Source organism: Pseudarthrobacter raffinosi (assembly GCF_023913735.1).
GTDB classification, from domain to species: Bacteria; Actinomycetota; Actinomycetes; order Actinomycetales; family Micrococcaceae; genus Arthrobacter; species Arthrobacter raffinosi.
The window spans coordinates 13,072-37,105 of sequence record NZ_JAMXBH010000010.1 but is presented as its reverse complement, the minus strand read 5'-3'; the positions used below and the strand labels follow the sequence as shown (position 1 = coordinate 37,105).

Genomic DNA, 24,034 nt, shown 5'->3' with positions numbered 1-24,034 from the left:
GGAACACTGCCGTCAACTGTCATGTGGCTGGATAGGCTGGGGCGATGGCTGACCTGGACGAACAACGCACGACGGCGGTGCTGCTTGCCGCCGGCGCCGGGACGCGGCTGGGGCTCGGGCCCAAGGCATTGCTCCGGTTCCAGGGCCGCACGCTCGTTGAAGTGCTGGCAGATGTGCTGCTCGCGGGCGGCTGCCGGGAAGTGGTGACGGTGCTCGGCGCGGCCGCGGAATCGGTCCGCACAGCCACCGATCTCAGCCGGCACCGGGTCATCGACAACCCGGACTGGGCCACCGGAATGGGAAGCTCGTTCCGGGCGGGAGTTGCCGCGGCAGCCCCGGAGGACCATGTGCTTATCGCGCTGGTGGACCAGCCCGGCCTGACCACCGAGACCGTCGCCCGGTTGCTGGCATCCCATAGGCCTGGCCGGGTGACGGCGGCCGCCTACCGCGGCACCGACGGAAAACTCCGGCGGGGACATCCGTTGCTCCTGGATTCCAGCCTCCGCGCTGAGGCCGCGGAAACGGCAACGGGCGACGCCGGGGCACGCCGTTTCCTCCAGGCCCACCCGGAACTGCTAGACCTCGTGGACTGCACCGACCTCTCCGGGGGCGAAGACCTCGACACCCCCGAACAGCTGCACCTCCTCGATTAGCGGTCCGGGCCTCTTTCGTCCCGCCTGCCGCTTCGGCAGAAGCGTCAGCCGTATCTCAGCGGCCCGTACCTGCCAGTAGTACGGCCAGAGACTTGGCAGAAGATTCCCAACCGTGATATTGCGGGGCCCGGTCTTAAACCTCTTAGCTACTATTCTCAAGAATGTCCCGGGCAGCCAACTGTTGGGTACCGCCAAGCGTGTGACAATCCCCGGGCCCGGGACCCGAGCGCTGTAGGTGATATAGATGATGTCCGCGCCGTTCAACAGCTGCGAACGGCGATTCGCGCCGTTCTGCGGTCAATGCGGTCAATGCGGGCAAGCCTGGACCCTCTGTGGCAGGTAGCGCTCGTCAGGTAAGTGAGGCGAGGCAGAAGTGCGTGGCTAGATCAGCAGGCCCTGCAGCTCTTCAGCGATGCTCTGAAGCATGGCTCCGAGTTCGACGCGGAGCTGGTCGGACATGCGATGGGCCGGAACGGAGACGTTAATTCCGTAAAGTACGCCGCTCGGACCGGTTATTGCGACGGCGACCGAATTTACGCCGTCTTCACTTTCTTCGTGGCTGCTTGCGTAACCGGTGTGCCTGATCTTCTCCAGAGCCACTTCCAGGTCGGCCCGGGACGTGATCGAGGCTTTGGTCAGGCCGGGGAGTTCCAGCTGCGGGTACAGCATCCGCAGCTGTTCATCGCTGAGCCGACTCAACATGGCTTTTCCCGTGGCGGTGCAGTTGGCGGGAAGCGTCCGGCCCTGACGGGACCCGACGCGCACCGCCCGTGAGCTTTCGATGGCGTCGAGGAAGTGCGCGTCTGTTCCCTCGAGCCTGGCGAAGTGGACGGTCTCCCCTGTTTCCTTAAATAGCCGTTCCAAGACCGGGCGGGCTAAGGTCCGGACGTCGATCTGGCGCCTGATGGCGAACGCGATGGAGCCCAATGCTTGACCCGGCTCATAGGCCTTGGTGGCAGGGTTTTGCCGCACAAAGCCGCGGTAAAGCAGCATGCCCATGAGCCGGTGCGCGGTCGAGGATGCGACGGCCAAGTAGTTACTGGCATCGGTCAACCTGATGCTGGGCTGGGTTTCGAACAGCAGGAGGAGACGGAGGGCATTGTCGACAGACTCGATGGGGTATTGCGGAGGAGGACCGTACTTCGACACGTCCTCTGACGCTCTCGTTTGCATGCTACTAATGGTACCTAGCGGCGGCGGCCCGGTTCGTGCTTCAGGGTTGGTCATCGTCACGGGTCAATGCCCAGTCTGGCGAGTTCGTGCCTCCAGGCTGTTCCGGTGTTGAAGGACCCGCCGAGATCCGGAAGTTCTGCCATGTCGGTGTCGGGGAGGTCTTGAAGCTGTCCCCCGGCTGCCGTTACTTGAAGTGCCAGCCCTGCCAGGGTGTCGACGCTGATGGCCTGGAGAACCGCTTGTTCCACCGTAGGGGCGGCGCTGGTCAGCCCGTGGCCACGGAGCAGCACCACGGGACGTCCGCTCATGGCATCGATCATTTCACCGGCAAGCCTGTGGTTCCTCACCAAGACGCCCCGGGGGTATATGGGTATCCCGCCTGCTGCGAGGCGGGTGCCCGGAATATCGAACGCGCCGACGATGGGCCTGACTCTGAGCCCGGCGAGGTCGGCGGCAACGACCCGCGGGGGGTGCGCGTGCACGACGGCGTTGATATCCGGGCGGCGTCGAAGCAGCTCGGTGTGCAGTGGAAGTTCGTTGGGGACGGTGTATCCCCCGTCGAGTTCACCTTCGGCGGCCGGATTGCCATCGAGGTCCACCAGTCTGATGTCACGGGCTTCGGTGTATGCGAGTCCTCGCTCCTGAGGGCCCCTGCACCGGACCAGCAGCTTATTCTCGGCCATTCGCAAACTGATGTGACCCAAAATTCCGTCGGCCAGACCGCGGTGGGCCAGCACCCTGCAGGCCAAGGCGATGGCTTCCCTGTGCTCCTCATGGGTTACGGGCGGCTGACTCGCCCGCATCAGGAGGCCGCCAGGGGTTGGGGGTCCAGCAGCGGTTCTAGTTTCTCTCGCAGTTCCTGGATGGTGACCCCTGTTCCCATGCCGCGGCGGCAGGCCAGAAGCGCTTTGGGCCAGTTCACGATCGCGGCACCGCGCAGGTTCACTCCGTCGGTGGTATACAGGGCGGCGAAGCGGCCGTGTAATTCGGGATGGCCGATGATGATGTGCTCAGCGTTTCCTCCCACGCGTCCGACGACCTGGATTTTCCAGTCGTGCTGGTCGCTCCAGACGTACTCGACGGGGGTGTAGGCGCGGGGGCTCTGCGGGTGGGTGATGTTGTAGGCGACGCAGGCGGCCTGTTCCACCGCGTTCGTCCAGTGCTCGATCCGGATGTCCTCGCCGTGCTTTTCGTGCCGCCAGCGCGCGACGTCGCCGACGCCGTAAATGTGGGGGGCGTCCACGGCCCTGCAGTACTCGTCGAGGACCACTCCGTTGTCCACCAGGAGCCCCGAGGCGCCGAGCCAGGCATCGTTGGGAACCGCGCCGATCCCAACCAGCACGGTGGCAGCCTCGACGTTCGCACCGTTAGTCAGCCGGAGGGTGAAGGAGCCCTGTTCGCCGTCGATGGACTCGACCCCGGTGCCGAAGATTGTTGTGACGCCGTTGTTGCGGTGGAGGTCTCCGAACCAATGCCCGATTTCGGGGTTGAAGATGCGGCTCATGGGGATGGGGAGCGGGTCGATGACGGTGACTTCCAGCCCGAGGGAGCGTGCCGTGGCAGCGGCCTCGGCACCGATGAACCCGGCGCCGATCACGGCGAGCGTCCCGCCCTTGAGGAGGTTGGTGCGCAGCTTCCGGGCATCATCGAGCGACCGTAAAACATGGATACCGGGCCGCTGGCCCCATGGCGAGGGGCGGGCCGAGGCGCCCGTCGCGATCACCAAATGATCGAAGCGTACGGGTTCGTGATCTTGGAGCTGCAGCAGGTTTCCGGCGACGTCAATGCCGGTGGCGGCGTGCCCAAGGAGCAACTGGATCCCGGCGTCCTCCGCCTGTTCGCGCGTGAGAAGGCGGATGGATGACTCCTCCGCCTTCCCTGCGAGGACCGATTTAGACAGCGGTGGCTTGTCATAGGGAAGTTCCGGGTCTTCACCGACGAGGATAATTTCCCCTTCGTAGCCCTCCAGACGCAGGGACTGTGCAGCACGCACCCCGCCGATGGAGGAGCCGACGATGACAGTGGTCGTGTTCATTAGTTCTCCACTACAAGTGCGGACACCGGACAGCTGCGGGCGGCCTCGGTGACTCGGGAACGGTCGGCCTCGGGCACCTCGGTCTTGAGGAGAACGACGATTCCGTCATCGTCCAGATCGAAGTAGTCGGTGGCTCCGACAACGCAGTTAGCGTAGCCTTGGCAGGCCTGCAGGTCTGCTTTTACGACAGGCATGGTCAAACTCCTTGGCCTAGGTGTTGGTGTTCTTCTTGTTCTGCGGCGGTTGCTCATCCTCGGTAATGAGCGGCCCGAACGGGTGCCCGATCATGGCAGAGAACGTTGCCGGCGCTTGCCACGTCAGCGACTCCAGCTCCAGGGGGCACAAGGAGACCCACTGGCCGGAGCGCGGGGACTTGATCATCAGCCGCGAGCCGTTGCGTGTCTCGACCCGGCTCACCTGGACCTCGGAAAACTCATTCGCGATCACGATCGGAGTGCCGGTCACGTGCGCTTCAAGCCGACCCATCTCCTGTGCCGCCCGGATGGCGGCAAGGCGATCCTCTTCTTCGCCTTCCCAGCCGATTTTCATAGGAATATGGCCAGGTTCTGCATCCGAATGACCGACTCGTCGACCATGATGGTGCGTCGGGCAAGTTCCCACCCTGTGGCGGTTCGGCGGAGAAGGTCTTCCCGCCCGGCGGACACGGTGGCGGCTTCACGCACGTCACCGCGGCTGCGGAACAGCAGAACGGCTGAATCGACGATGATTTCGTCGGGATGGTGGGTGCGGAACGTGCGGACATTGGTGACGTAGTGGCGCAGCCGCGAGGGAGGATCTTCAGTCCAGGCGTGCTCGGTCGCGAAACGCGCAACCCGGCGGCTTAGGGAGTACCTGTTTTCATCCAGGTGCGCCATACCGGGAGAAGTGCTGTAGCCGGCACCGAGGGCGGTGGTGACGCGGACCGGCATGAGGTAGTGCACGTCCTCAGCTATGCGTGCCATCCACGCGTCATAATCCTGGGCGTCCAGCAGATAGGCTTCATCGACCAGCCAGCGGTGCGCCTCCAGATGGAGTCCGTCACTAAACGGCAGGGACTCTCCGGTCCGCTGTGTTCGCGAAGCATGCCCGCCGAGAACAGATTGTTCCGACAGGGTCTTGCCGTTGCGTTCTTTTGCTGCCTCAACACTCATGGCTAGCCCTCCCTTGAGACGGTCTCGACGGCGGTGCTTCCAGTGCGTTCAGCGGCAGCGCCGAGAGAGCCCGGACCGTTGAGGGAGCCTGTCTGGCCCGCGCTGGTTCCGACGTGCAGCTGGGCGGCTTTTTCGACCGGGCGTTCCAGATGGTCGGCCCAGCGCAGCAGCAGTTCACGCTGGTTGTATTCGCTGTAGCCGACGCGGGTTGAACCCGGACCCGAGTACTGCTCGGTTGTCAGTGGTTCGACAACGTTGTCTCCGTTTTCCAGCATGCCCATGCGGCTGTTCAGCAGCAGGCGCCGCGCCATGGGACCGCCGGCGGTACTGGTCAGGGAAACCCAGTTTTCGACGTCGTCCTGTTCGAACATGCCGCCGCTGCCAAAGCACATCAGGTAGGCCTTGTAGGAAAGGGCCTTGAACTCTTCGGGCGCATTCTTGTCCACGGCGAACCAGGACACGATCTCGGTCTCGTCTTCACTGATCGGCTGCCACTGGCGGATGGAAATAAAGGGAAGCACCTCGTCGGAGTCTTCTTCGACCCGGGGCCAGTTGTGGACGAAGCTCATATTCGGGAACACCGAGGCCGCCGATATCATGAACCCGTCCTTGCCCACGACGTCGAGCTGCTCCTGGCTCCACTGCTCCTTCATGCGTGCGATCATCTCGTCCGGGTAGCCCACATAGCGGAGCCGGTCTTCCAGGCTTCCCTCGGGGAGCTTGTAGGTCGTTCCGCCGCCGTTCCCGGCCCAGTAGGTGGTGCCGTCCTTGCGTTTTTCCGCCTTGGGTTCGCGGAACAGACCGATTTCAACAACGGATGTGTGGGTCTGGGGTGTGTGGTACATGTCGCCGGCGAAGTTTTCGGCGCCGATCTTCCAGTTCGCCTTCACGCGCCACCGCTGGGGGCCGCGCATCTCAATGCCGTCGGCACTCTGCTTCGTGTAGTAGTCCATGTAGAACTTGAAATCGCCGAGGAAGTCCTCAAGCGGCTCCGCGTCCGGATCCAGGCTGATGAAGATCAGCCCGTTGTATACCCCCAGGGAGGGAGCGGGCAGCAGGGTCTGCCCCTTTTTCTTGAAGCCTTCTTCCCCCCCGTAGGCCTCCTGATGGAACGGCAGGCCCACGATGCGTCCGTCGTTGCGGTAGGACCAGCCGTGGTAGGGGCAGCGGAAGTGGGAGGCGTTGCCCATTTCGGCCCGGCAGACCTGCATGCCGCGGTGAAGGCACATGTTGAAGAGTGCCCGGATTTCGCCCTTTTCGTCCCGGGAAATGATGAACGAGTCTTCCAGTACGCGGCGAACCACGTAATCCCCTGCTTCAGGCACTTCGGATTCGTGGGCAACAAAGAGCCAGCTGCGTCCGAAAAGACGCTCCTTTTCGAGTTCGAAGATCTCCTTGTCATTGTAGATGTGCGCAGGGATCATGCCCTGCCGCACGTCCTGAAGGACGCCGCTTTGGTCAGTCATCAATGGATCTCCTTGTCCGGGCCGGCAAATGCCTAGTGGTCTCTGCTGTTCAGAGAATGATTCTGTAATGAAGAGAATGACGCATTATGTGATGTTCGTCAACCCCTGATTCGGCTTTCGGTGCCGAATCACGGGGGCGACCCGCCTTCCGGGCCCCTATCAGTGGCCGTTTTCCGGTAAGTCAGAGTCCCGCGCCGCGGTTTCCCCGCTGTCCAGGCGGGCCATCGCCTCCATGTCCTCTGCAGTGAGCGAAAAATCAAAAACGGAAATGTTCTCTTCGAGCCAGAGCGGGTCTGAAGCCTGCGGAATGGGCACCAGGTCCTGCTGGACGTGCCAACGCAGCAAGACCTGCGCAGGCGATCTCCTGAGGCGGTCAGCGATGTCGACAACACCGGGGTTTCCGCGCAGTCCCGACTCACGGCCTATCGGGCTCCAGGACTCGGTCAGAATGCCAAGCTGCCGGTGGATGGTGCGCGGGTACAGGCGTGCCAGGTCCGGACTCAGCTGGATTTGATTGACGTCGGGGACCACTCCGGTTTCGTCGATGATTCTTCTCAGGTGGGCAGGCTTGAAATTGGAAACGCCGATGGCCTTGACGCGGCCTTCTTCCAACAGCTTCACGAGGCCCTTCCACGCGTCCACGTACCTGTCCTGGGCAGGTACCGGCCAGTGGCACATAAACAGGTCCAGGTAGTCAACGCCGAGCCTCCGTAGACTCTCGTCGTAGGCCCGTCGCACCCCATCCACGCTGTGCGACTCTTTGTTGAACTTGCTGGAGACGAAGATTTCGTCCCTAGGAACGCCTGCCGTGCGGATGCCTCGGCCGACGGCTTCCTCGTTCCCGTACTGGAACGCAGTGTCGATCAGCCGGTAGCCGCACTGAACTGCATAACGCACGGCCGTTTCGCAATCATCGTCCACCATTGGCCACGTGCCCAGGCCGAGCCGTGGAATGGTGTGTCCGTGCAGCAGACCCAGCCGCGGGACCGGGCCAGTGGCCTTAGTCGATTCAGTTGTCATCGGATGCCTTCTTCTCGGGAGCTTTCAGGTGTTCGTGTTGCGAAGGGGTGGAAGGGCCCTGTGGTGGCGGCTCCTCGTGGCGATGCCGCTCTTCCCTCCGTATGCCGCACGCCGCACGCCGCCGGAAGAGTGATGACTACACCGGCTGCGAGCAGTGCCGCGGCAACCGGAGCCACGGTTACCAGCAGGGCCATCCCAAACGGGGTAAAGAAGAGCGCTGATGCACGGACAGTGCCGGTCAGTGCCAGCACATCCCCGCGTTCTTCCGGGTGCACTTCGTCTACAGCAATCGCCGGACCGACGGTTTGCAGGATGCCCGCACCAATGCCAGAGATAACGAGGGCCACGGCAGCCGCAGCTGCCACACCAGCAAGGGGACCCGCGGCCGCCAGCCCGGCTCCCGTGGCGAGAAGGCCCGTGACGAGCGAGGCCCGCACTCCCTTTCGGCGCAGCCAGCTGCCGGCCGCGCTTCCTGCAAGGACGGCGGTGTTGGCTATGGATATCAGAATGCCGATGACTGCTACGGATTGCCCCGCAAGGGAAAGCGCAACGGGAACATAGGAGTCCAGGAGGCTCTTCCACGCCCCTGCCCCGGCGTTCATCCAGCAGGCCGCACCAACCCCGGGTCGCCGCCACAGGCGGCCGGCTTTCATTCCTCCCGCGGACTTTTCTGGAGCAAACAGCGGAAGTCTGACCAGCAGGGCCGCAGGGATGGCGGCCGCTGCACCTGCCGCCGCCGCCACAACCAGCGGCAGCGCTGCCGACGCTTCCCACAGGTAACCTGCCAGGGCAGGCCCCAGCAGCGCCCCCACGCCGGCGGCCAGATTCACGGCAGTCAGCCCTCCGACGGACGTGGCCGACATGCGAACGGCGTGTGTCTGGCTGCTGGTCCAGAACAAGGCGCGGGCCGAGCCCTGGACGAGCTGCGACACTGCAAAAATCACCAGCGCATCCGAGAGCGCAAGGAGGACGCAGGAGACGGCAATCATGACAGCCGAGCCTACGAGGAAGGCTTTGTCCGGGACCCGGCGCATAAGGGCACCCATGAATAGACGCGTCACCAGCTGCGAGACGGCCGCCAGCGCGACCATCAGTCCGACTTCGGGGGCGCTGTAGCCGACACCGATTGCCAATAGCGGCACTACGACCCCAAGGGTCCCGAGGGCGAACGAGAACAGCACCGTCGCGCCAATGCTCAGGGCCCTGTCAGTGCCGGGCGATCGCATGCTTTTCTCTTTGATGGGGCGGCCTGGCAAGACGGCGTCGCTGCTGCTTACCGGACGAAGGCGGGCGCTGCCACCGGCTCGAGGTGGTGGCTCTACGCGCGGACATGCTCGAGGTAGGCGTTTGCCTCCTCCAAGCCGACGACGTCGCCGTATTTGTTGTCGATGTCGAAAAGGCTCGCAAGATGGGGAAGCTCGGCGCGGTCGCCGACACCTTCCTCAACAACGATGGTGTGGAATCCGTAGGAACATGAGTCAACGGCCGTGGCGCGGATACATCCGCTGGTGGTGCAACCGACGAGGATCAGCGTATCGATCCCCTTGGACACCAGGCGCGCTGCAAGGTCGGTCCCGAAAAAGCAGGATGCGTACTTTTTCACCAGCAGCATTTCGCTGCTTTGGCGGGCGAGCCTGTCGTCGAGTTCTACCCATTCGCTTCCCTCAACCAACCAACTGTTGGAGGGGATTTTCCGGATCCATTTACCGGCTTCCTGCAGATCCGTGTCGTAGGCGACTGTCGAGAAGATGACGGGAACTGCCGCCGCCCGTGCCCGTGCCAAAAGTTCCTGTGTCGCCTTCACCTGTTCGTCCAGATCTCCGGCCAAAGGCGATCGTGTATCTGTGAATCCGCGGATGAAGTCAACTACCAGAAGCGCTGGTCGATTGCCGAATCCGATCCTCCCGCCTAGGCCCTTTTCCTTAAACTCGGTCCGCAGCCTTTTGTATTCGTCGCTGGCAGCAGTAGTCATGCTTCCCTCTTCCTTAGGTCGTTCAGAGACCAATGACCCGAGCATCCACGCGCAAGGCGCGGGGTGTAAGGCCTAGGCTTTCTCGCCCAGACGCCGCTCGACAGCCCACAGGGCAAGGTTTCCTGCCAGTGCGATTGCTGCGAGAAGGACGATGATCCCGTACATGGTGGGCAGGTCCAACATTCCGTAGGCGCGCAGGGCCTGGAGGCCCAAACCGGCACGCGCGGCGAAGAACTCGGCAATGATCACGTTGATGAACGCAATGCTGAAGCCGATACGGATACCGACCATGAGTGATGGGGCCATGGCCGGTATGTATATCTTGGTCACGGTCTGCAGCGGGGACAGGCTCAGGGAGCGTGCGAGCTTGGGCAAAAGCGGGTTGATGGCGCGGACGCCTGCTGTGGTCGAGACCATAATGGGAAATACGGCGGCCAGGGCGGCCATTGCGGACTGGGCGCCCACACCCACTCCGAATATCTGGAGAAGAATCGGAAAGAAGATTACACGCGGGATGGCAAATGCGCCTGCCACGAGTGGATCGAATACAGCCCCGAGAAACTTGCTCCGTCCGATGACATAGCCCAGGGGAAATCCAATCGCGGCGGCAATGCAGAACCCGATGGCTACCGCTTGCAGCGTTGCATCGAGATGCCGATAGATGGAGCCGTCGGCGAAGCGCTCCGCCAGAGCGTTAAGGGATGCCGCAGGGGAAGCCACCAGGTCGGTCGTGGAAGACAACACGGCCCAGAGGAGGACAAGTGCTACCAGCACTGCGGCGCGCCACAGGTTGTCCCTGATCACCCTGGATTTCTTTGCTTCCCGATGACCGGTAATTTGTGGAAACGAAGGAATCGTCACGTCGGTACTCACAGCATGTCCCTTCTGATACGTTTCTCTAGCCTGGTGAGGACCGCGTTGACCAGCACGCTGAGAACAATCACCACAGCGATATAGGCCCACATGTCGGCGGTGTTGAGTTCGCGGTAGTAGAAGCCGGCGCGGAAACCGATGCCTTGTGCTGCCAGGATGAATTCCATGGCAACAGTGCCGATTACCGCGTAGATAAAGCCCAGCTTTACTCCCGGGAAAATCAGAGGTGTCGCCGCAGGGAACAGGACCTTCAGGTAATACTGGCGGGGAGAAGCGCTCACGGAGTTGGCGAGCTTATGAAGAATGGGCTTGATTGATTTCAGCGCGACCATCGTCGTCAACGCAATCGGGATGAGGGACATCGAGGCCGCTATGAGAATGATCGGCCCCGCATTCAGTCCCATGACGGCCAGCAGAACCGGATAGAACAACAGGGTGGGCATTGCATATCCCGTGACGATGAACGGCTCAAGGATGCGGCCGGCCGCCGGTACCCGCCACAAGAACACCCCCAACGGGATTCCCAGAACAAGTCCGATGGTGAACGCAATCAGGATTGTCGTCAGTGTACGGGCTGCGTCTTGGCCAAATCGTTCCGTCGGAACGATCGAGACAAGCCGCGCGAGAATCTCCGAGGGTGACACCATAAGCGCCGGGCTTATCATTCCCGTTCTGGTGGTGACCTCGAGAATGACGATCAGCGCCGCCAAAATAGCCCAGCGGACCATGGCTGCTCGGCGTACGAGAGTATCCCTCTGCTTGGGCGGGACTGGCAGGGTCTTTTCCAGGACAGTCACGCGAGCCGCGCCCCTGGGCCGAGCGTCTTTTCCGCCTCCACCTTCACAAGTGCCCACAGGTGGTCTTCCAATTCCCGGAACCTTGGCAGCGCGTGTGTTCCCTCCGGCCGGGGGCGCGGCAAATCGATGGTCACCACCTCTTTGACAATTGAGGGCCTCGCTGACATGACCCAAACTTCGTCGGAGAGGTAGACGGCCTCCTGGATGTCGTGCGTGATAAACAGGACGCGGTTGCGCGTTTTTTCCCAGATGCGCAACAGCTCCCGGCCAATGAACTGCCTGGTCTGCTGATCCAGAGCGCCGAACGGTTCGTCCATGAGCAGGACGCGCGGTTCCATGGCCAGCGCCCGGGCAATAGCCACGCGCTGCTTCATTCCGCCCGAGAGTTGGCCCGGGCGGTGGTCTTCGAAACCTTTCAGTCCCACGAGCTCAATCATGCGACGGGCGCTGTCGTAGCGTTCAGCTTTGGAGATGCCCTTGACTTCCAGTCCGAAAGCCACGTTGTCCAACACGGTGCGCCAATGCAAAGTGGAGTCCTCTTGGAACACCATTGCAGTATCGCGCCGGGGCCCGGTCACCTTCTCTCCGTTGATGCTCACGGACCCCTGTGTGGGCTTGAGGAGGCCGCCGACCATATCGAGCAGAGTGCTCTTGCCGCAGCCGCTGGGGCCTATCACGGACACGAACTTGCCTTCCGGTATCGCTCCGGAAACGTTCTCGACGGCCCGGGTAACCCCGGCACCTGTATCGAAAGTCATTCCTATGTTGTCGAAAACGACGTCGTTTTCGTGTCCTATCGAACGCATGGTGGGTGACTGACTCATGAGAGAAAGTTCTTCATGACGATGGCATTCATGTCCGGTTCCTTGGTCAGTTGGCCCTGAGCCTTACCGGCAGCGACGACGGCGGCCAACTGGGCGTCAGTAAAGTCGAGGCTGTAGAATTTCTGGGAGTTTTTTAGCGCTTCAAGCGCAACTTTCGGTTCGTACTTGATGGCCTTGCCGTATGCATCGGCCGCTTTTTCCAGATCGTTTGAGATGAGGTCCATAGCCTTCTGGAGCGCCCGGCCCCATCCCTTCATTGCCTCGGTGTTCTTGTCGATGAATGACCCCGTCGCAACCAGGCAAGTATCCGACCAATCCGTCACATAGTCGCGGGACCGCCAGATAACCTTCCCGCCACTTTCGGAAGCGATTTTCTCGGAAAGAGGGGATGCCGTCCAAGCAACATCGACGACGTTCTTTGACACCGCAGTCCAGGAATCGCTCGCGGATCCGACGCTGATCAGTTCGACATCCTTGCCGGGAACAAGACCGGCCTCCCGCAGGGTACGGTCTGCAAAATAGGAGGAGTTTGATCCGGGTGTACTGACTGCAACTTTCTTGCCTTTGAGATCCTGGATGGTCTTGATCGGGGAGTCTGCCAGCGCGATGAAGTCAACGGAAGCAGCCGTGTAGAGGTTGCCGAAGATCCTCACATCCATCCCCTTTTCCGCGGCAATGAAGACGGGGATGGTTGAAGAGGTGCCGAATCCAATACCCGACTCAATCCCTCTGACCGTATCCAGCCCTCCCGGGAACTGGATGTGCTCCAGCGTGAGGCCCTCTTCCTCGTAGTAGCCCTCGGACTGGGCGATGAAGAACGGAGCCGAGTGGATCAAACTCGCCAAGCCCGTAATCGCGACATCACCGGAATACCCTTTGGAAGCGCCACCGCCGCTGCCCCCAGCCTGCCCACAACCCGTCGTGAGCCCTAGAAACACGACGCCCCCCGCTGCGGCCGATAGTTTCAAGAATCCCCGGCGGTCCGGATTGCCTAAGGTCGATTGCATGCGTTTCTCCTCGTCATTGTGTGTAGCGCATGATCCAGTAAGTGAAACACATCACTTCACTGCTGTCCAGATTATTCTTCTGCTAAGCAGAGTCTTGCTCTCGTACAAAGTCGAGCGCTACAACCGCACCATGCTCGATGAATGGGCCTACGCGGAAGCCCTACGCATCAGAAACCGCGCGTGTTGCCGCTCTGGCCAAAGTGGGATGCCGGTTGGAGTTGCCGCCGTGGCAATCGGCGGAACCAGGGCGTCCATGACCGGCTGTTCGTCCGGACCTCGGCCCCGCCCTGACGCCGGAGATCGTCAGCCCACGTCGCGACCAGGCATAGCCCGATCATCCATCCTCCAGCGCATGAGGTCGAACTCCCCGGAATGTCGGATGGAAAACTAACATTGCCGACGACAAAGGGACCTGAATCATGCCTGCGTGTGGAACTCCGACACGTCGGCTGCAATCTGATCTAGAAAATTGCACAGCGAATTACGCGCTGGCCCACCCTTTGTGCGCTCGGCGCCGACTGCTTCCCCGCTGCGGGTCTTCCTGGCCTTGGCAGCCCCTTTGCCCATGGTCACTGAGGCGCTGGGGTGTGTGCCCTCGCTGCGTTCGGCCGCGAGGCGTCCGCGTATCTGAGTTTCGTTCGCCCCGGTGTTTGCCAAGGATTCAGCGAACAATAATCATTGTTCAACCTTACATATCTTCATTGTCGGCGTTTCAAAGCGCGGGAGTTGCAGTGGATGCGAGAACTCCCGTTGCGTGTCCGTGTCCATCTAAGTTGACGCACTGCAGTCATACCCCAGAGCACGGCTGGCTTCCAGGCCAGCGCGGGCAACCACGGGCCCCAGCCGTTCGACGTCGGCGGGCCCAATCCGCTGGTTAGGAAACCCCAGGCCGATAGCGCAAGTGAGCCGCCCGGCGTGGTCGAATACGGGTGCACTGATGGAACCGACGTCCTCGTTCCGTTCCCCAAAAGCCGCATAAAACCCCTGTTCCCGGGCCATAGCCGCCTGTTTCTGAAGCTTTTCCAAGGACGCCGGCGTGCCGGGGGTAAAACTGTCGAGTCCGTGCTCGTCCAGGGCATCCCACGCCTCGGGGTCGAATGCAAGAAAAATTTTGCCCGGGGCTCCAGCATGCAGCGGCATCACCATGCCCACCATGAACGGCCGCATCACGACGTGGCGCGTCTCGGCAACGGCAACGATGGTCCGGAAGGCCCCATCCCGGACGTATAGGCATGCGGTCTCACCTGTGTCGTCGCGCAATTGCTGCAAGACCGGTTTCACCAAGCGGACCACGTCCAGCCCGAACGTCCCGGGAGTAGCCCAGCGCACCAGCCCGATGCCGATCCGGTACCGGTCGCCCTCGCGGTCCAGGAAGCCTTCCCGCAGCATGTTCTGCACCAGCCGCTGGCAGGTGCTGGAAGGCAGGCCCGTCTTCCGGATGATCTGCTGAAGCGTCGGCTCCGGAGCGTCGACCGAAAAACAGTCCAGGATCTCCGCCACCTTATGCAGGACCAGCAGGGGTGAGGCCCCAGCGCCCGGTTCCGTCGCCACTTTTTGTACATCCCTTCAGCTACTGTTCCGTGAGAGCCTCCAGCTTAGTGAGCCGGAAGCGGACCTTCGGAACGTGATCTATTTGACATCCTAGCCGGGTGACCCACATCATGGGACGAGAACCCACAGTGTGGGTCATATCCCTCAAGCCCCCAGCACAAAGACGTGGAGAAACCATGAGCACCCCCGAAGTCACTTGCGAAACCGCGCCCGAGCCCAAGCGCCCGGGCTCCTCCCGGGTGGGACTGATCGTCCCCAGCTCCAACACCACCATGGAGACTGAACTGCCGGAGCTGTTCCGCCGCCAGGCCGAGGCGACCGGCCACAAATACACGTTCCACTCCGCCCGGGCGGGCATGAAGAAGGTCACCCGCGAAGAGCTGCTGGCCATGGTGGGCAAGGCAGCTGACTGCGCGGAGGCAGTCTCCGACGCCGACGTGGACGTCATCGCCTACGCGTGCCTGGTCGCCGTCATGGCGCAAGGCCCCGAGGCCCATGTGGGCTCGGAGAAAGTTATCGCGGACGCCGCCGCCGGCAACGGCCACCCTGCCCCGGTCACCAGCAGCGCGGGCGCCCTGGTCCGGACCCTGCAGGAAATCGGCGCACGCAAGGTGGCCATGATCACCCCCTACATGAAGCCGCTCACCCAGATGGTTGTGGACTACATCGAAGGCTCGGGCATCACCGTCCTGGACGCCATCAGCCTCGAGGTGGCGGACAACCTCGACGTCGGCTGCCTTGACCCGCAGAACCTGCCCGCGCTTGCCCGCAGCCTGCAGCGCGAAGGCGCAGACGCCGTCGTGCTTTCCGCCTGCGTCCAAATGCCGTCGCTGGCCGCGGTCCAGGCGGTGGAGGACGAACTCGGGCTGCCTGTCATCACGGCGGCCACGGCCACGGCGTACGAGATCCTCAAGGCCCTCGGCCACCAGCCCGCCATCACCGGTGCCGGCAGCCTGCTGTCCGGCGCCGGTGTCCTCACCCCCGCGAACTCCTAGGCGGCCGGCACCATGTCCCTGTCACTTATCGCGTTCCTGGTCCTGGTGGCGGCCTTCGCCGTCGGCTCCTTCACCAAAATCAACGCCGGCCTGCTGGCCACCGTGGCCGCGTTCGGCGTCGGAACCCTCCTGGCCGGCATGTCCATCAAGGACGTCATCGGCCAGTTCCCCGCCGGGCTGTTCTTCATCCTGGTGGGTGCCACCCTGCTCTTCGCCATTGTCCGGATCAACGGAACCATCGACCTGCTGGCGTACTGGGCTGAACGGCTTGCCGGCGACCGGAAGATCCTGGTCCCCATCCTGATGTTCCTGCTGACGGCCGCCTTGGCTTCGGCCGGCGCGTTCACCCCCGCGGCCATCGCCATCGTGGCCCCGGTGGGCCTGGCGCTGGGCATGCGGTTCGGCATCAGCACCCTGGCCATGGGCCTGGTCATTGTCCAGGGCGCCAACGCCGGTGCCTTCTCCCCGGTCAACCCCTTCGGCGTGCTGGCCAACAAGATGCTGGACGGCGCCGGCGCCTCGGACGGTTCCTTCAAGCTTTACGCTTACTGCTTCGTCTTCAATGCCATCCTGGCCGCGATCGCTTACGTCCTGGTCCAGGCCATCATGAAGCGCCGCATGGCCAAGACGGAGTCAGGCCAGACCGGTGACGCTGGGCATGTAGAGCACGACGGCGGCGCTGCCGCTCCCGCTGGAAGCAGCGCGACCGATCCATCCGGGACCGGAACGGCTGTCCTCACCGCCCCGGCACATACTTCCGTGGCTGCCGAAAGCACCATCAGGACCGGTCCCGAGAAGGTGGCTGCAACCCCCATGCGGATCCTCACCCTGGTGGGCATCGCCTCCCTGCTGGTGCTCACCACCGTCCTGGGCCTGGACGTCGGAGTCGCTTCGCTGGTCATTGCCACCATGCTGATCGTCCTGGACTCGAGCGTGCAGAAACCGGCAGTGGAAAGCATGCCGTGGTCCGCGATCATCCTGGTGACTGGCATCGTCACCTACGTGGGCATGCTGGAAAAGATGGGTGCGCTGAAGGAACTCCAGGAAGGCATCGCCGGCCTGGGCAACAGCTCCCTTGCCGCCCTCATCACCAGCTATGTGGTTGCCATCGTCTCGGCCTTCGCCTCCACCACGGGCACCCTCGGCGTCATCAGCCCGGTGGTCGCACCGATCGCCATGGACCCGCTCCTCACCCCCCTCGGAGTGGTGACGGCCATCGCCATCAGCTCCTCGGTGGTTGACGTGAGCCCGATGTCCACCAGTGGCGCCCTGCTTATGGCGAGCGCGCAGCCCAAGGACGAGCGGATGTTCTTCCGGGCGTTGCTGCTCTGGGCCATTGCGATGATTGGCATAGTGCCGCTCCTGGTGTGGTTCGTGTTCGTCCAGCTTGGCCTCGGCTAAACACGGCGGATTTGAAGGGAAGGGGTGGCCCTCACCGGGCACCCCTTTCCCGCTTCCCTAACTTTTTACGCCTTCGGGCGGAAGTGCCCGGGCCAGTCCTTGAGCCGGATCCGGTTGAGGTCATGGATCGTGCCCAGGGTGCCCCACTCGTCCAGGCCCAGCCGGGACAGCGGCTCCAACAGGTCGATCCGCGGGTGGCCGTCTTCCAGCACCGCGTCGCTCACGGCAGCGTGCGTCACTTCGCCGAAGACCAGGATGGAGTCTCCCATCGGCAGGAGCGTATGGAGGCGGCATTCGAGCACCGCCGGTGATTCCTTGACCCGCGGCGCGCCCACGGTGAGGCTCGGCTCCCGGGTGAGGCCGGCGGCGTCGAACTCGCTGACATCCGGCGGGAAATTTGTGCCGGTGGCGTTGACCTCCTCCAGCAGCGCGGCCGGGGCAAAATTCACCACGAACTCTCCGGACTCGGTGATGTTGCGGAGCGAATCCTTCTCCCCCACGGAGGTGAACTGCACGATGGGCGGATTTGTGGACGCAACGGTGAAGAACGAGTGCGGGGCAAGATTGTCAACGCCCTCCGGCGATACGCTCGACACCCATGCGATGGGCCGGGGCACCACCACCGCGGTGAGCAGCCGGTAGAAATCGCGGGCGGACGTGTCAGTGGGGCTGAAATCAGTTCGCATGCTGCCAGACTACGGGCAGGTAAGCAAAGGAAAGGACACAGGACATGACGTTCCAGCCATACCATTCACCATCAACGGGGTGCGGGGTACGCGCCGTCCTCTTCGACACCTTCGGCACGGTGGTGGACTGGCGCACCGGCGTCGCCGGGCAGGCCGCCGCCTTCGCCGCGGCACGCGGGCAGGAGCTCGACGCCGAGGCGTTCGCTGATGACTGGCGCGCCCTCTACCAGCCAGCCATGGAGGCCATCCGCTCCGGATCCCGTGAATTCGCCACGCTGGACTCACTCCACCGTGAAAACCTGGACGAGGTGCTCCGCCGCCACGGCTTCGATCCGGACCTGCTGGACGCACGGGCCTTGGAGGAGTTGAACAAATCCTGGCACCGCCTGCCCCCATGGCCCGACAGCGTGGAGGGCCTGGCCGCCGTCCGCCGGGGCTACATCGTGGGCCCCTTGTCCAATGGCAACACCTTGCTGCTTGTGGACATGGCCAGAAACGCAGGGCTTCCGTGGGACGTGATCATCGGCTCGGACATGACGCGCACGTACAAGCCGCTGCCGGCGGCCTACCTTCGAACTGCGGAGTTCCTGGACCTTGGGCCCGGCGAGGTGATGCTCGCGGCCGCACACAACAACGACCTGCGTGCTGCCCGGGAGGCCGGGCTGGCAACGGCGTTCATCGCCCGCCCCACCGAATACGGCCCGAGCCAGGTTGCGGACCTGACGCCGGAGAGTGATTGGGACCTCCTGGCGTCGAGCATCACCGGGCTGGCTCACCAGCTCGGTGCCTGAGCTGACTCCTCCGCCCGTCCGGCCGCGGGTGGAGTGGAGCCCTGCCGTCGGTGGGTTAACCTCCACCGCTTAAGGAACGCTACGCCCGCACTGCCCCAGCGCTTCCGGGAGTTCGGTCAAGGTCGCGACGGTGTAGTCGGGGGCGGCGAAATAGTCCGGGTAGTTGGCCCCGTTCCGGTTGATCCACGCTGTTCCCAGCCCGGCCCGGGCTGCCCCGTGGACGTCCCAGGGGTGCACGGCAACGAGCATCATTTCGCCAGGTTCCACGCCGCAGGCCCCGGAGGCGTAGTGGTAAGCGGTCGCTGCCGGCTTCCACGCTGGGGCATCCTCCACGGAAAGAAGTAGCTCGAACTGGTCCAGGATTCCGGCGGGCGTGAACAGTTTTTCTGCGACCTGGGCGGAGCCGTTGGTCAGCGTGACCAGCCGGTATCCGGCTGCCCGCAAGGCCCGGACGCCATGCGGGACGTCGGGATGCAGGCTGAGTCCTGTCATTCCCGCCATGACATGCGCCACCGCCTGGTCCAGGTCCATCCCTATGTCCGAAGTGGGTAGCAGCCCGCGCAGGGCCTCTGCGCCGATCTCGGCGAAGGCGCCGTTGCCGCCGGCAGCGGTGAGCGCGAAGCCGTCCCGCAGCAGCGTGGCAAACCAAAGTTTCGCCAATTGGGCCGGAGCGCCGACTTCGGCGAACCGCACCCCCATAGGCGACATGTCCGAAAGTGTTTCGTTGACATCGAAAACAATGACTGACGGTGCGCTGTTCATGGGTTCCCTTCGTCTTCACGGTCACGTAGCTCTTCAATCCGACCAATTGCCGCGCCCGGGCCATCGATGCTTCATCCAGTCTGCGCGCCGGTCCCAGACGGGCTCGGCGCGCAGGTCGGGATCGGATTTTCAGAAACAAGGCCTCCGGTCGTACACCCCGTCCCCAGCTGGCCGAACTGATGCGCTTCGCCCGTGACTGAGGCACTGTCGTGGTCCACAGCATGGACCGGCTCGCCAGCAACCTCGATGGCCTGCGTTCAGTGGTCCAAGCAATGACTGCAAAGGCGTGCGCGTGGAGTTCGTCAAGGAAAACTTGCTCTTCACCGGCGAGGCTCCCCGACGGCAGCCCAGTGCTACGGACAGAACACCCGCTGCCATGACGGCATATTTAGCGGAAAATACTTCCCCCGCCTCCGTCGTGAAGGTCCATCGATCCTCTGCCTCGCTAAACGTGGCACCACTTACACGAGTGTTAAGCTGGATGTCCTTTCGCAGATCAAAGCGGTCAGCAACATGGTTGATGTACTCGAGGATCTCCGGCTGCGACGCATAGCGTTCCGTCCAGTGCCACTCCTGCTGCAGCTCGTCAGAAAATGCGTATGAATAGTCCAGTGACTCCATGTCGCAGCGTGCACCTGGATAACGGTTGTGGTACCAAGTGCCTCCAATTCCATCGCCGGCTTCCAAAGCTCGGACGGAAAGGCCTAGCTCGCGTAGCTTATGTACGGAATAGACGCCGGCGAATCCTGCACCCACCACAATCGCGTCAAAATACTGCTTACCCTGAATCCTCTTTGATTCCTGCATCCTGATTCCCTTCTACAAGAGCCGTATAGCAACAACTATGCGAAGGTCATGTCCCCGACCACAGTCCATTTCTCGCTCACCGGTAAGGATAGTTTCCACCTACGCAGCTCAGGCCTGCCTGGGCGGGCAGGAGAACACTACTAGCCCGTTGACCGCATTATCCTTCTACTGGTACAGGTGCATAGTCGATTTCGAACTATTCGTGCCTGCGCGACAACGCTGTAGGACCAGCCCGCTCAACGTTTTAGCGAACACGGCCTCTTGTGTAGCCGGGCCCGGACCCCGAAAGTCCTGAGAACCTGGAGCCTGGCTAGGAGTTTCGTCGAGTTAGGGCGCACCCCAACCTGACGTCAGGCACCACTCGGGAGGGCTGTCAGAATAGGATCTGAAGTTCCGTTTCTAGACATACCCTATCGAGAGTCATAGGTTTTATCCACGAATCGGGTATACGAGGGTCAGCACGCTGGACCAGAGTGAAGCGCGTCGGCTCGACGGCCAAGCACTGGATCGGATGTTCAGTGACAAGGCCTCCGGCCGGGACACACTCAGGCCCCAATTGGCTGAACTACTGCGCTTCGCCCGTGACGGAGACACCGTCGTGGTCCACAGCATGGACCGGCTTGCCCGCAACCTGGATGACCTGCGTGCACTGGTCCAGGCTCTGACCCGCAGAGGCGTACGCGTGGAGTTCGTCAAGGAACACCTGGTCTTCACCGGCGAGGACTCCCCCATAGCCAATCTCATGCTCTCGGTCATGGGTGCCTTCGCAGAGTTCGAACGGGCCCCTATTAAGGAACGTCAGCGTGAGGGCATTACTCTGGCGAAGCAACGAGGCGCCTACCACGGACGCAAGAAGACCCTCACTCCAGAGCGGGCTGCCGAGCTGGTACAACGTGCAGCCGGCGGAATTCCAAAATCCACTCTTGCCCGCGACTATGGGATCAGCCGGGAAACGGTGTACCAATACCTGCGCCAAGCCGAGCAGTGACACGAGTGCGGTGCCGCCGCCCATAACCGAGGACACTTTCATAGGTTATCCACCGCTACTGCTGTTGAGGAGCTACCCTGACGGCTCCAATTTCCAGCCGTGGATAGCCCGAATTCACCTCAGCCGTGGACCGCTCAAAGTCACCCTAGGCACGGCAGCGCGGTCAGGAAGAAAGGGCTTGTCCTTGGCAACCCGACTGAGATCCCTCTTCAGGGGTCTGGGCAGGGTGACGAAGGGTCCGCTATCGGCTCCTTCGTGGGGTCAGGGGAGGGGCCCTTTCCTTGACTTGAGTCGAGCCGTCGTCCTGCCGCAGAGCCCGTAGTGGTAGCTCTGAGTGACGCCGGCGCAGTCAAGGCAGGGAGCAGGGTTGTCGCCATCGGCAGATGGCAAAAGGGGAAGAACGCCTGCTTTGCAGGACCGCCAGGCCACAGGCGTATGATTTCCCGGCACGCGATAGCTTTGGCCGGGTCTGATCTATTTTTACCGGTGCTCCTTTGTGAGTGGACTACTCGGCGATGTCCTCCGCCCATAATTCAGGGTGTTCGTCCTGGAAGGTGCGCATCATCTCGACGCATCGGGCATCATTCAACACCACCACTTCGACGCCCCGTGAGCGGAGAAGTTCGAATTCGCCGGGGAACGTCTCGGACTCGCCCACCACCACGCGCGGAATCTTGAATTGGATGATGGTCCCGGTACACATCGCACACGGCGCCAGGGTGGTGTAGAGGGTTATGTCCCGGTAGCTCTTCTGGCGTCCGGCAGCCCGCAGCGCAGACATCTCGCCGTGGGCGATTGGATCGCCATGCTGGACACGCTCGTTGTGGCCGCTGGCAATGACGACCCCGCCGCGGGCCAAGGCAGCACCGATCGGGATGCCGCCCTCTCGGAGGCTCTTTTGTGCGGCCTCGTAGGCAGCCTCGAAGACCGGGTCTGTGATGGTTCGTTCAGTTTCGGACATGGGTGCAGTCTAAATCGCGCGCGTCGAAGAATTGTCGGCGGCCGCTGACGGCTTAACATCGACCAGATTCCCTGACCTTTTGTCGTTCCTCCACCGACGTCGCCACGGCCGTGAACCCACGCACCGGCAAACGGCGGGCAACCGGTGAAATGGGCCCTGCTCCGGAAGCTCTGTTCCATGACGCGTCAGACGAGTAAGCTGAATGTAGCTACCGTCAGGAGACCGAGATGCCCCAAACCAAGAGGCCGGCGCGGGCCCGGAAAACCGCAGTCGAAGCACAAGATCGCCCCGACTTTGACGTGCACGTTGAGTCGACAACGCCGGAACGACTGCGCCGTCTGACAGAGGAGGCCAGAGCCGGGCTCAATGCCATGAACGAACTGTTCGTACTGAATCGATCAATCACAGCAATGGCCGCGCCGTCAACGGCCGCCGAGACCGAGGACCTGCGCGATCTCATCACAGACCTTCAAAACCGTATAGCGCCATTGGCGGCATCTCCTTCTTTCGTCCGCTCACTGACCACCATTGCCGAAAACATGGAGCAGAGCATAGCGGCGCTGGGTCCGGCCCTTGCCGATATTGAGACGCCGGTGTCACCTCAGCTGGCCCGCAGTGTGGCGGCGACGGAGAGCGCCTGGCGGGAACTGGAAGCCGAATTTGGCCTGCTCTCCAGCCTCCAAGTCTCCGAGCTGGTTGGCTCCAAGTCGCCAAACCGCAGCTATGCCTCTGAGCAGCATGCCAAGGGCAGGCTGATCGCGGTGAAGCGCCCCGGCGGGCTCCGCTATCCAGGCTTCCAGATCGACCGCAGCGAGCACACCATCCGGCCCGTTATGGCCGACCTGATCCGTGTCGCCGGTGACGCCGGGCGCTCCGAAGCAAGCCTGGCCTTGTGGATGACCTCGCGCACCGGCTACCTGGACGGGGACCGGCCGGTCGATCAGCTTTCCCAGCCCGACAAGGTGGTGGAAGCGGCCCGGCAGTCCTTCAACGTCCAGTGGTGAGGTTCGTCCCGGGCAAGCCGTTTGAGCCGGAAGAGTACGTGCTGAAGTCCGGCACACCGCTGTACCGTGTGTTCAGCAATGGCCGTAAAGGTGGCGTGACGGAGTTCAACCCCGGTTTCGGCTCCGCCACCCGGTTCGCTTTCTTCGGAGATCCCGCGATCCCTGTCCTTTACCTGGCACAGACTGAGGAGGCCGCAGTCTGCGAGTCCCTCCTGCACGACGTCCCGCCGGGCCCCGGCCGGGTCATGTACGACAGCATTGCCGACAAAATCTGCGCGCCTCTGGCCCCCACACGGGACCTGCGGCTCGTATCCCTTATGGGAGACGGGCCGCGCAAGCTCCAAACCGAAGCCAAACACGTGACCGGCACGATGGCCTCGCAGTACGGTCGCACCGTGCGTTGGGCGGAGGCCGCGCACAAGGCAGGATTCGACGGCCTGGTCTGGATGAGCAACCGCCGCAACACCGACCAGGCCTACGTCTTTTTCGGCGACAGGGTCAACCCCGGGGACCTGGTGGCGTTGTCCGGGCACGGACGGATCTTTGCCGCCGGCCCGGACTTCGACTGGCTGGCCGATTATCTCGCACAGCTGCATCTTGACATCCTGACCCCATGAGCCAAGGCACCCCTGGCAGGCCAAGTGGACGCTGGACATTCGGCCGAAGGGCTTCCCGCCCGATTCGAGCGAAGGCACGGAAAACCCGTGGTGGGGCCGGTGTTGCTGCCGAACGCACCGAGAGCGGTCCCAGCGGACTAAGCATGAATCCCTGACGTCCTTGCAGTGAGGTCAACAAGGGCTTGGATGACGGAACGCCCCCAGGCGACGTGCGGGCGGAGACTCATGTCCTGAGCGGGTGCGAGAATGCACCTATGTCACTCACGCCCCTCCATCGCGCTCTGGGCCTTTCATCGTCACCACTGGATTTTTCGCTGCTGGACAAAGCCATCGAACAACAGGTCCAGGAACGAGATGACCTCGATTGGAAGAAGGAGCTGCGCCAGGTGTTCTCTGCGCGAGTCTCTGCGTGCCGGGCTCGGCCCATTCCGGCGCTGCGACGATGTGTCCCTCATAGGAGAGCGCTTGTTGTTTCGTCTGGGGGAGTCTGTCTTAGATGT

General features: G+C 62.7%; 25 protein-coding genes and 2 pseudogenes. 8 read left to right on the top strand and 19 right to left on the bottom strand.

All coding sequences use genetic code 11. The features are described from left to right. Positions 1–44 precede the first annotated feature (44 nt). Positions 45–653, top strand: a complete 609-nt coding sequence (gene nboR, locus NG698_RS10680; RefSeq protein WP_252609660.1) for a nicotine blue oxidoreductase — start codon at positions 45–47, stop codon at positions 651–653. A 381-nt stretch (positions 654–1,034) separates the two neighbouring features. Here the strand turns inward: nboR and NG698_RS10675 are convergent, their stop codons facing one another. The 15 genes from NG698_RS10675 to NG698_RS10600 all read right to left on the bottom strand — a co-directional run bounded on the left by NG698_RS10675 (position 1,035) and on the right by NG698_RS10600 (position 14,522). Then, positions 1,035–1,826, bottom strand: a complete 792-nt coding sequence (locus NG698_RS10675; protein ID WP_252609658.1) for an IclR family transcriptional regulator — start codon at positions 1,824–1,826, stop codon at positions 1,035–1,037. Positions 1,827–1,882: 56 nt separating this feature from the next. Next, positions 1,883–2,629 carry a 3,4-dihydroxyphthalate decarboxylase gene (gene phtC / locus NG698_RS10670; protein WP_252609656.1) on the bottom strand — a complete coding sequence of 249 codons (747 nt, stop codon included), beginning with the start codon at positions 2,627–2,629 and terminating at the stop codon, positions 1,883–1,885. Continuing rightward, a complete protein-coding gene (locus tag NG698_RS10665) occupies positions 2,629–3,861 on the bottom strand; it encodes an NAD(P)/FAD-dependent oxidoreductase (protein ID WP_252609655.1) in 1,233 nt (410 codons plus the stop codon). Before NG698_RS10665 ends, phtC begins: the two co-directional genes overlap by 1 nt. After that, positions 3,861–4,055 carry a ferredoxin gene (locus tag NG698_RS10660; RefSeq protein WP_252609654.1) on the bottom strand — a complete coding sequence of 65 codons (195 nt, stop codon included), beginning with the start codon at positions 4,053–4,055 and terminating at the stop codon, positions 3,861–3,863. The genes NG698_RS10665 and NG698_RS10660 overlap by 1 nt, the downstream gene beginning before the upstream one ends. Before the next feature lie 16 nt (positions 4,056–4,071). Next, entirely contained in the window at positions 4,072–4,410 is a 339-nt protein-coding gene (locus NG698_RS10655) for a hypothetical protein (protein ID WP_252609653.1), read from the bottom strand. Beyond that, complete coding sequence (locus NG698_RS10650) at positions 4,407–5,012, bottom strand: 3-phenylpropionate/cinnamic acid dioxygenase subunit beta (protein WP_252609652.1); 606 nt, start codon at positions 5,010–5,012, stop codon at positions 4,407–4,409. The genes NG698_RS10655 and NG698_RS10650 overlap by 4 nt, the downstream gene beginning before the upstream one ends. 2 nt (positions 5,013–5,014) lie before the next feature. Next, entirely contained in the window at positions 5,015–6,478 is a 1,464-nt protein-coding gene (locus tag NG698_RS10645) for a Rieske 2Fe-2S domain-containing protein (protein ID WP_252609651.1), read from the bottom strand. 159 nt (positions 6,479–6,637) lie between these two features. Beyond that, complete coding sequence (locus NG698_RS10640) at positions 6,638–7,498, bottom strand: aldo/keto reductase (protein ID WP_252609650.1); 861 nt, start codon at positions 7,496–7,498, stop codon at positions 6,638–6,640. Then, positions 7,495–8,724 carry an MFS transporter gene (locus tag NG698_RS10635; RefSeq protein WP_252609649.1) on the bottom strand — a complete coding sequence of 410 codons (1,230 nt, stop codon included), beginning with the start codon at positions 8,722–8,724 and terminating at the stop codon, positions 7,495–7,497. Before NG698_RS10635 ends, NG698_RS10640 begins: the two co-directional genes overlap by 4 nt. Positions 8,725–8,816: 92 nt before the next feature. After that, on the bottom strand, positions 8,817–9,470 hold the full coding sequence (locus NG698_RS10630; RefSeq protein ID WP_252609647.1) for an N-carbamoylsarcosine amidohydrolase: 654 nt from the start codon (positions 9,468–9,470) through the stop codon (positions 8,817–8,819). 72 nt (positions 9,471–9,542) lie between these two features. Then, positions 9,543–10,343: an ABC transporter permease gene (locus tag NG698_RS10625; RefSeq protein WP_252609645.1), complete on the bottom strand. Its 801-nt coding sequence runs from the start codon at positions 10,341–10,343 to the stop codon at positions 9,543–9,545. Further along, positions 10,340–11,140: an ABC transporter permease gene (locus tag NG698_RS10620; RefSeq protein WP_252609643.1), complete on the bottom strand. Its 801-nt coding sequence runs from the start codon at positions 11,138–11,140 to the stop codon at positions 10,340–10,342. Before NG698_RS10620 ends, NG698_RS10625 begins: the two co-directional genes overlap by 4 nt. Further along, positions 11,137–11,898 (bottom strand): ABC transporter ATP-binding protein, encoded by a 762-nt coding sequence (locus NG698_RS10615; RefSeq protein WP_252609642.1) that lies wholly within the window; start codon positions 11,896–11,898, stop codon positions 11,137–11,139. The genes NG698_RS10620 and NG698_RS10615 overlap by 4 nt, the downstream gene beginning before the upstream one ends. A gap of 62 nt (positions 11,899–11,960) precedes the next feature. Then, on the bottom strand, positions 11,961–12,971 hold the full coding sequence (locus tag NG698_RS10610) for an ABC transporter substrate-binding protein (protein ID WP_252609641.1): 1,011 nt from the start codon (positions 12,969–12,971) through the stop codon (positions 11,961–11,963). 768 nt (positions 12,972–13,739) lie between these two features. Beyond that, positions 13,740–14,522 (bottom strand): IclR family transcriptional regulator, encoded by a 783-nt coding sequence (locus NG698_RS10600; RefSeq protein WP_252609640.1) that lies wholly within the window; start codon positions 14,520–14,522, stop codon positions 13,740–13,742. 176 nt (positions 14,523–14,698) lie between these two features. On the opposite strand from NG698_RS10600, the gene NG698_RS10595 reads away from it, so the two are divergent. Next, positions 14,699–15,517 (top strand): maleate cis-trans isomerase family protein, encoded by an 819-nt coding sequence (locus NG698_RS10595; protein WP_305884355.1) that lies wholly within the window; start codon positions 14,699–14,701, stop codon positions 15,515–15,517. A 12-nt stretch (positions 15,518–15,529) separates the two neighbouring features. After that, positions 15,530–16,918, top strand: coding sequence for an SLC13 family permease (locus tag NG698_RS10590; RefSeq protein ID WP_252609639.1), 1,389 nt, complete (start codon positions 15,530–15,532; stop codon positions 16,916–16,918). 65 nt (positions 16,919–16,983) lie between these two features. On the opposite strand, the gene NG698_RS10585 is transcribed toward NG698_RS10590, so the two are convergent. After that, on the bottom strand, positions 16,984–17,604 hold the full coding sequence (locus NG698_RS10585; protein WP_252609638.1) for a flavin reductase family protein: 621 nt from the start codon (positions 17,602–17,604) through the stop codon (positions 16,984–16,986). Between the two features lie 44 nt (positions 17,605–17,648). Here NG698_RS10585 and NG698_RS10580 point away from each other — a divergent pair, with 44 nt between their 5' ends. Further along, positions 17,649–18,395 carry a haloacid dehalogenase type II gene (locus tag NG698_RS10580; protein WP_252609637.1) on the top strand — a complete coding sequence of 249 codons (747 nt, stop codon included), beginning with the start codon at positions 17,649–17,651 and terminating at the stop codon, positions 18,393–18,395. 69 nt (positions 18,396–18,464) lie between these two features. Here NG698_RS10580 and NG698_RS10575 read toward each other — a convergent pair whose 3' ends face one another. Next, a complete protein-coding gene (locus tag NG698_RS10575; protein ID WP_252602518.1) occupies positions 18,465–19,157 on the bottom strand; it encodes a haloacid dehalogenase type II in 693 nt (230 codons plus the stop codon). A 119-nt stretch (positions 19,158–19,276) separates the two neighbouring features. Between NG698_RS10575 and NG698_RS10570 the strand changes: the two are divergent. Beyond that, a pseudogene (locus tag NG698_RS10570) lies at positions 19,277–19,488 on the top strand (recombinase family protein); the annotation flags it as partial. A 14-nt stretch (positions 19,489–19,502) separates the two neighbouring features. Here the strand turns inward: NG698_RS10570 and NG698_RS21955 are convergent. Further along, positions 19,503–19,964: pseudogene (locus NG698_RS21955) on the bottom strand (flavin-containing monooxygenase); the annotation flags it as partial. A 412-nt stretch (positions 19,965–20,376) separates the two neighbouring features. Here NG698_RS21955 and NG698_RS10560 point away from each other — a divergent pair. Next, a complete protein-coding gene (locus tag NG698_RS10560) occupies positions 20,377–20,952 on the top strand; it encodes a recombinase family protein (protein WP_252609823.1) in 576 nt (191 codons plus the stop codon). Positions 20,953–21,457: 505 nt separating this feature from the next. Here the strand turns inward: NG698_RS10560 and NG698_RS10555 are convergent. Continuing rightward, a complete protein-coding gene (locus NG698_RS10555) occupies positions 21,458–21,913 on the bottom strand; it encodes a nucleoside deaminase (RefSeq protein ID WP_252609636.1) in 456 nt (151 codons plus the stop codon). Between the two features lie 410 nt (positions 21,914–22,323). Here NG698_RS10555 and NG698_RS10550 point away from each other — a divergent pair, with 410 nt between their 5' ends. Beyond that, complete coding sequence (locus tag NG698_RS10550; protein ID WP_252609635.1) at positions 22,324–22,917, top strand: hypothetical protein; 594 nt, start codon at positions 22,324–22,326, stop codon at positions 22,915–22,917. Continuing rightward, positions 22,914–23,534: an RES family NAD+ phosphorylase gene (locus NG698_RS10545; RefSeq protein ID WP_252609633.1), complete on the top strand. Its 621-nt coding sequence runs from the start codon at positions 22,914–22,916 to the stop codon at positions 23,532–23,534. The genes NG698_RS10550 and NG698_RS10545 overlap by 4 nt, the downstream gene beginning before the upstream one ends. Positions 23,535–24,034: the final 500 nt, after the last annotated feature.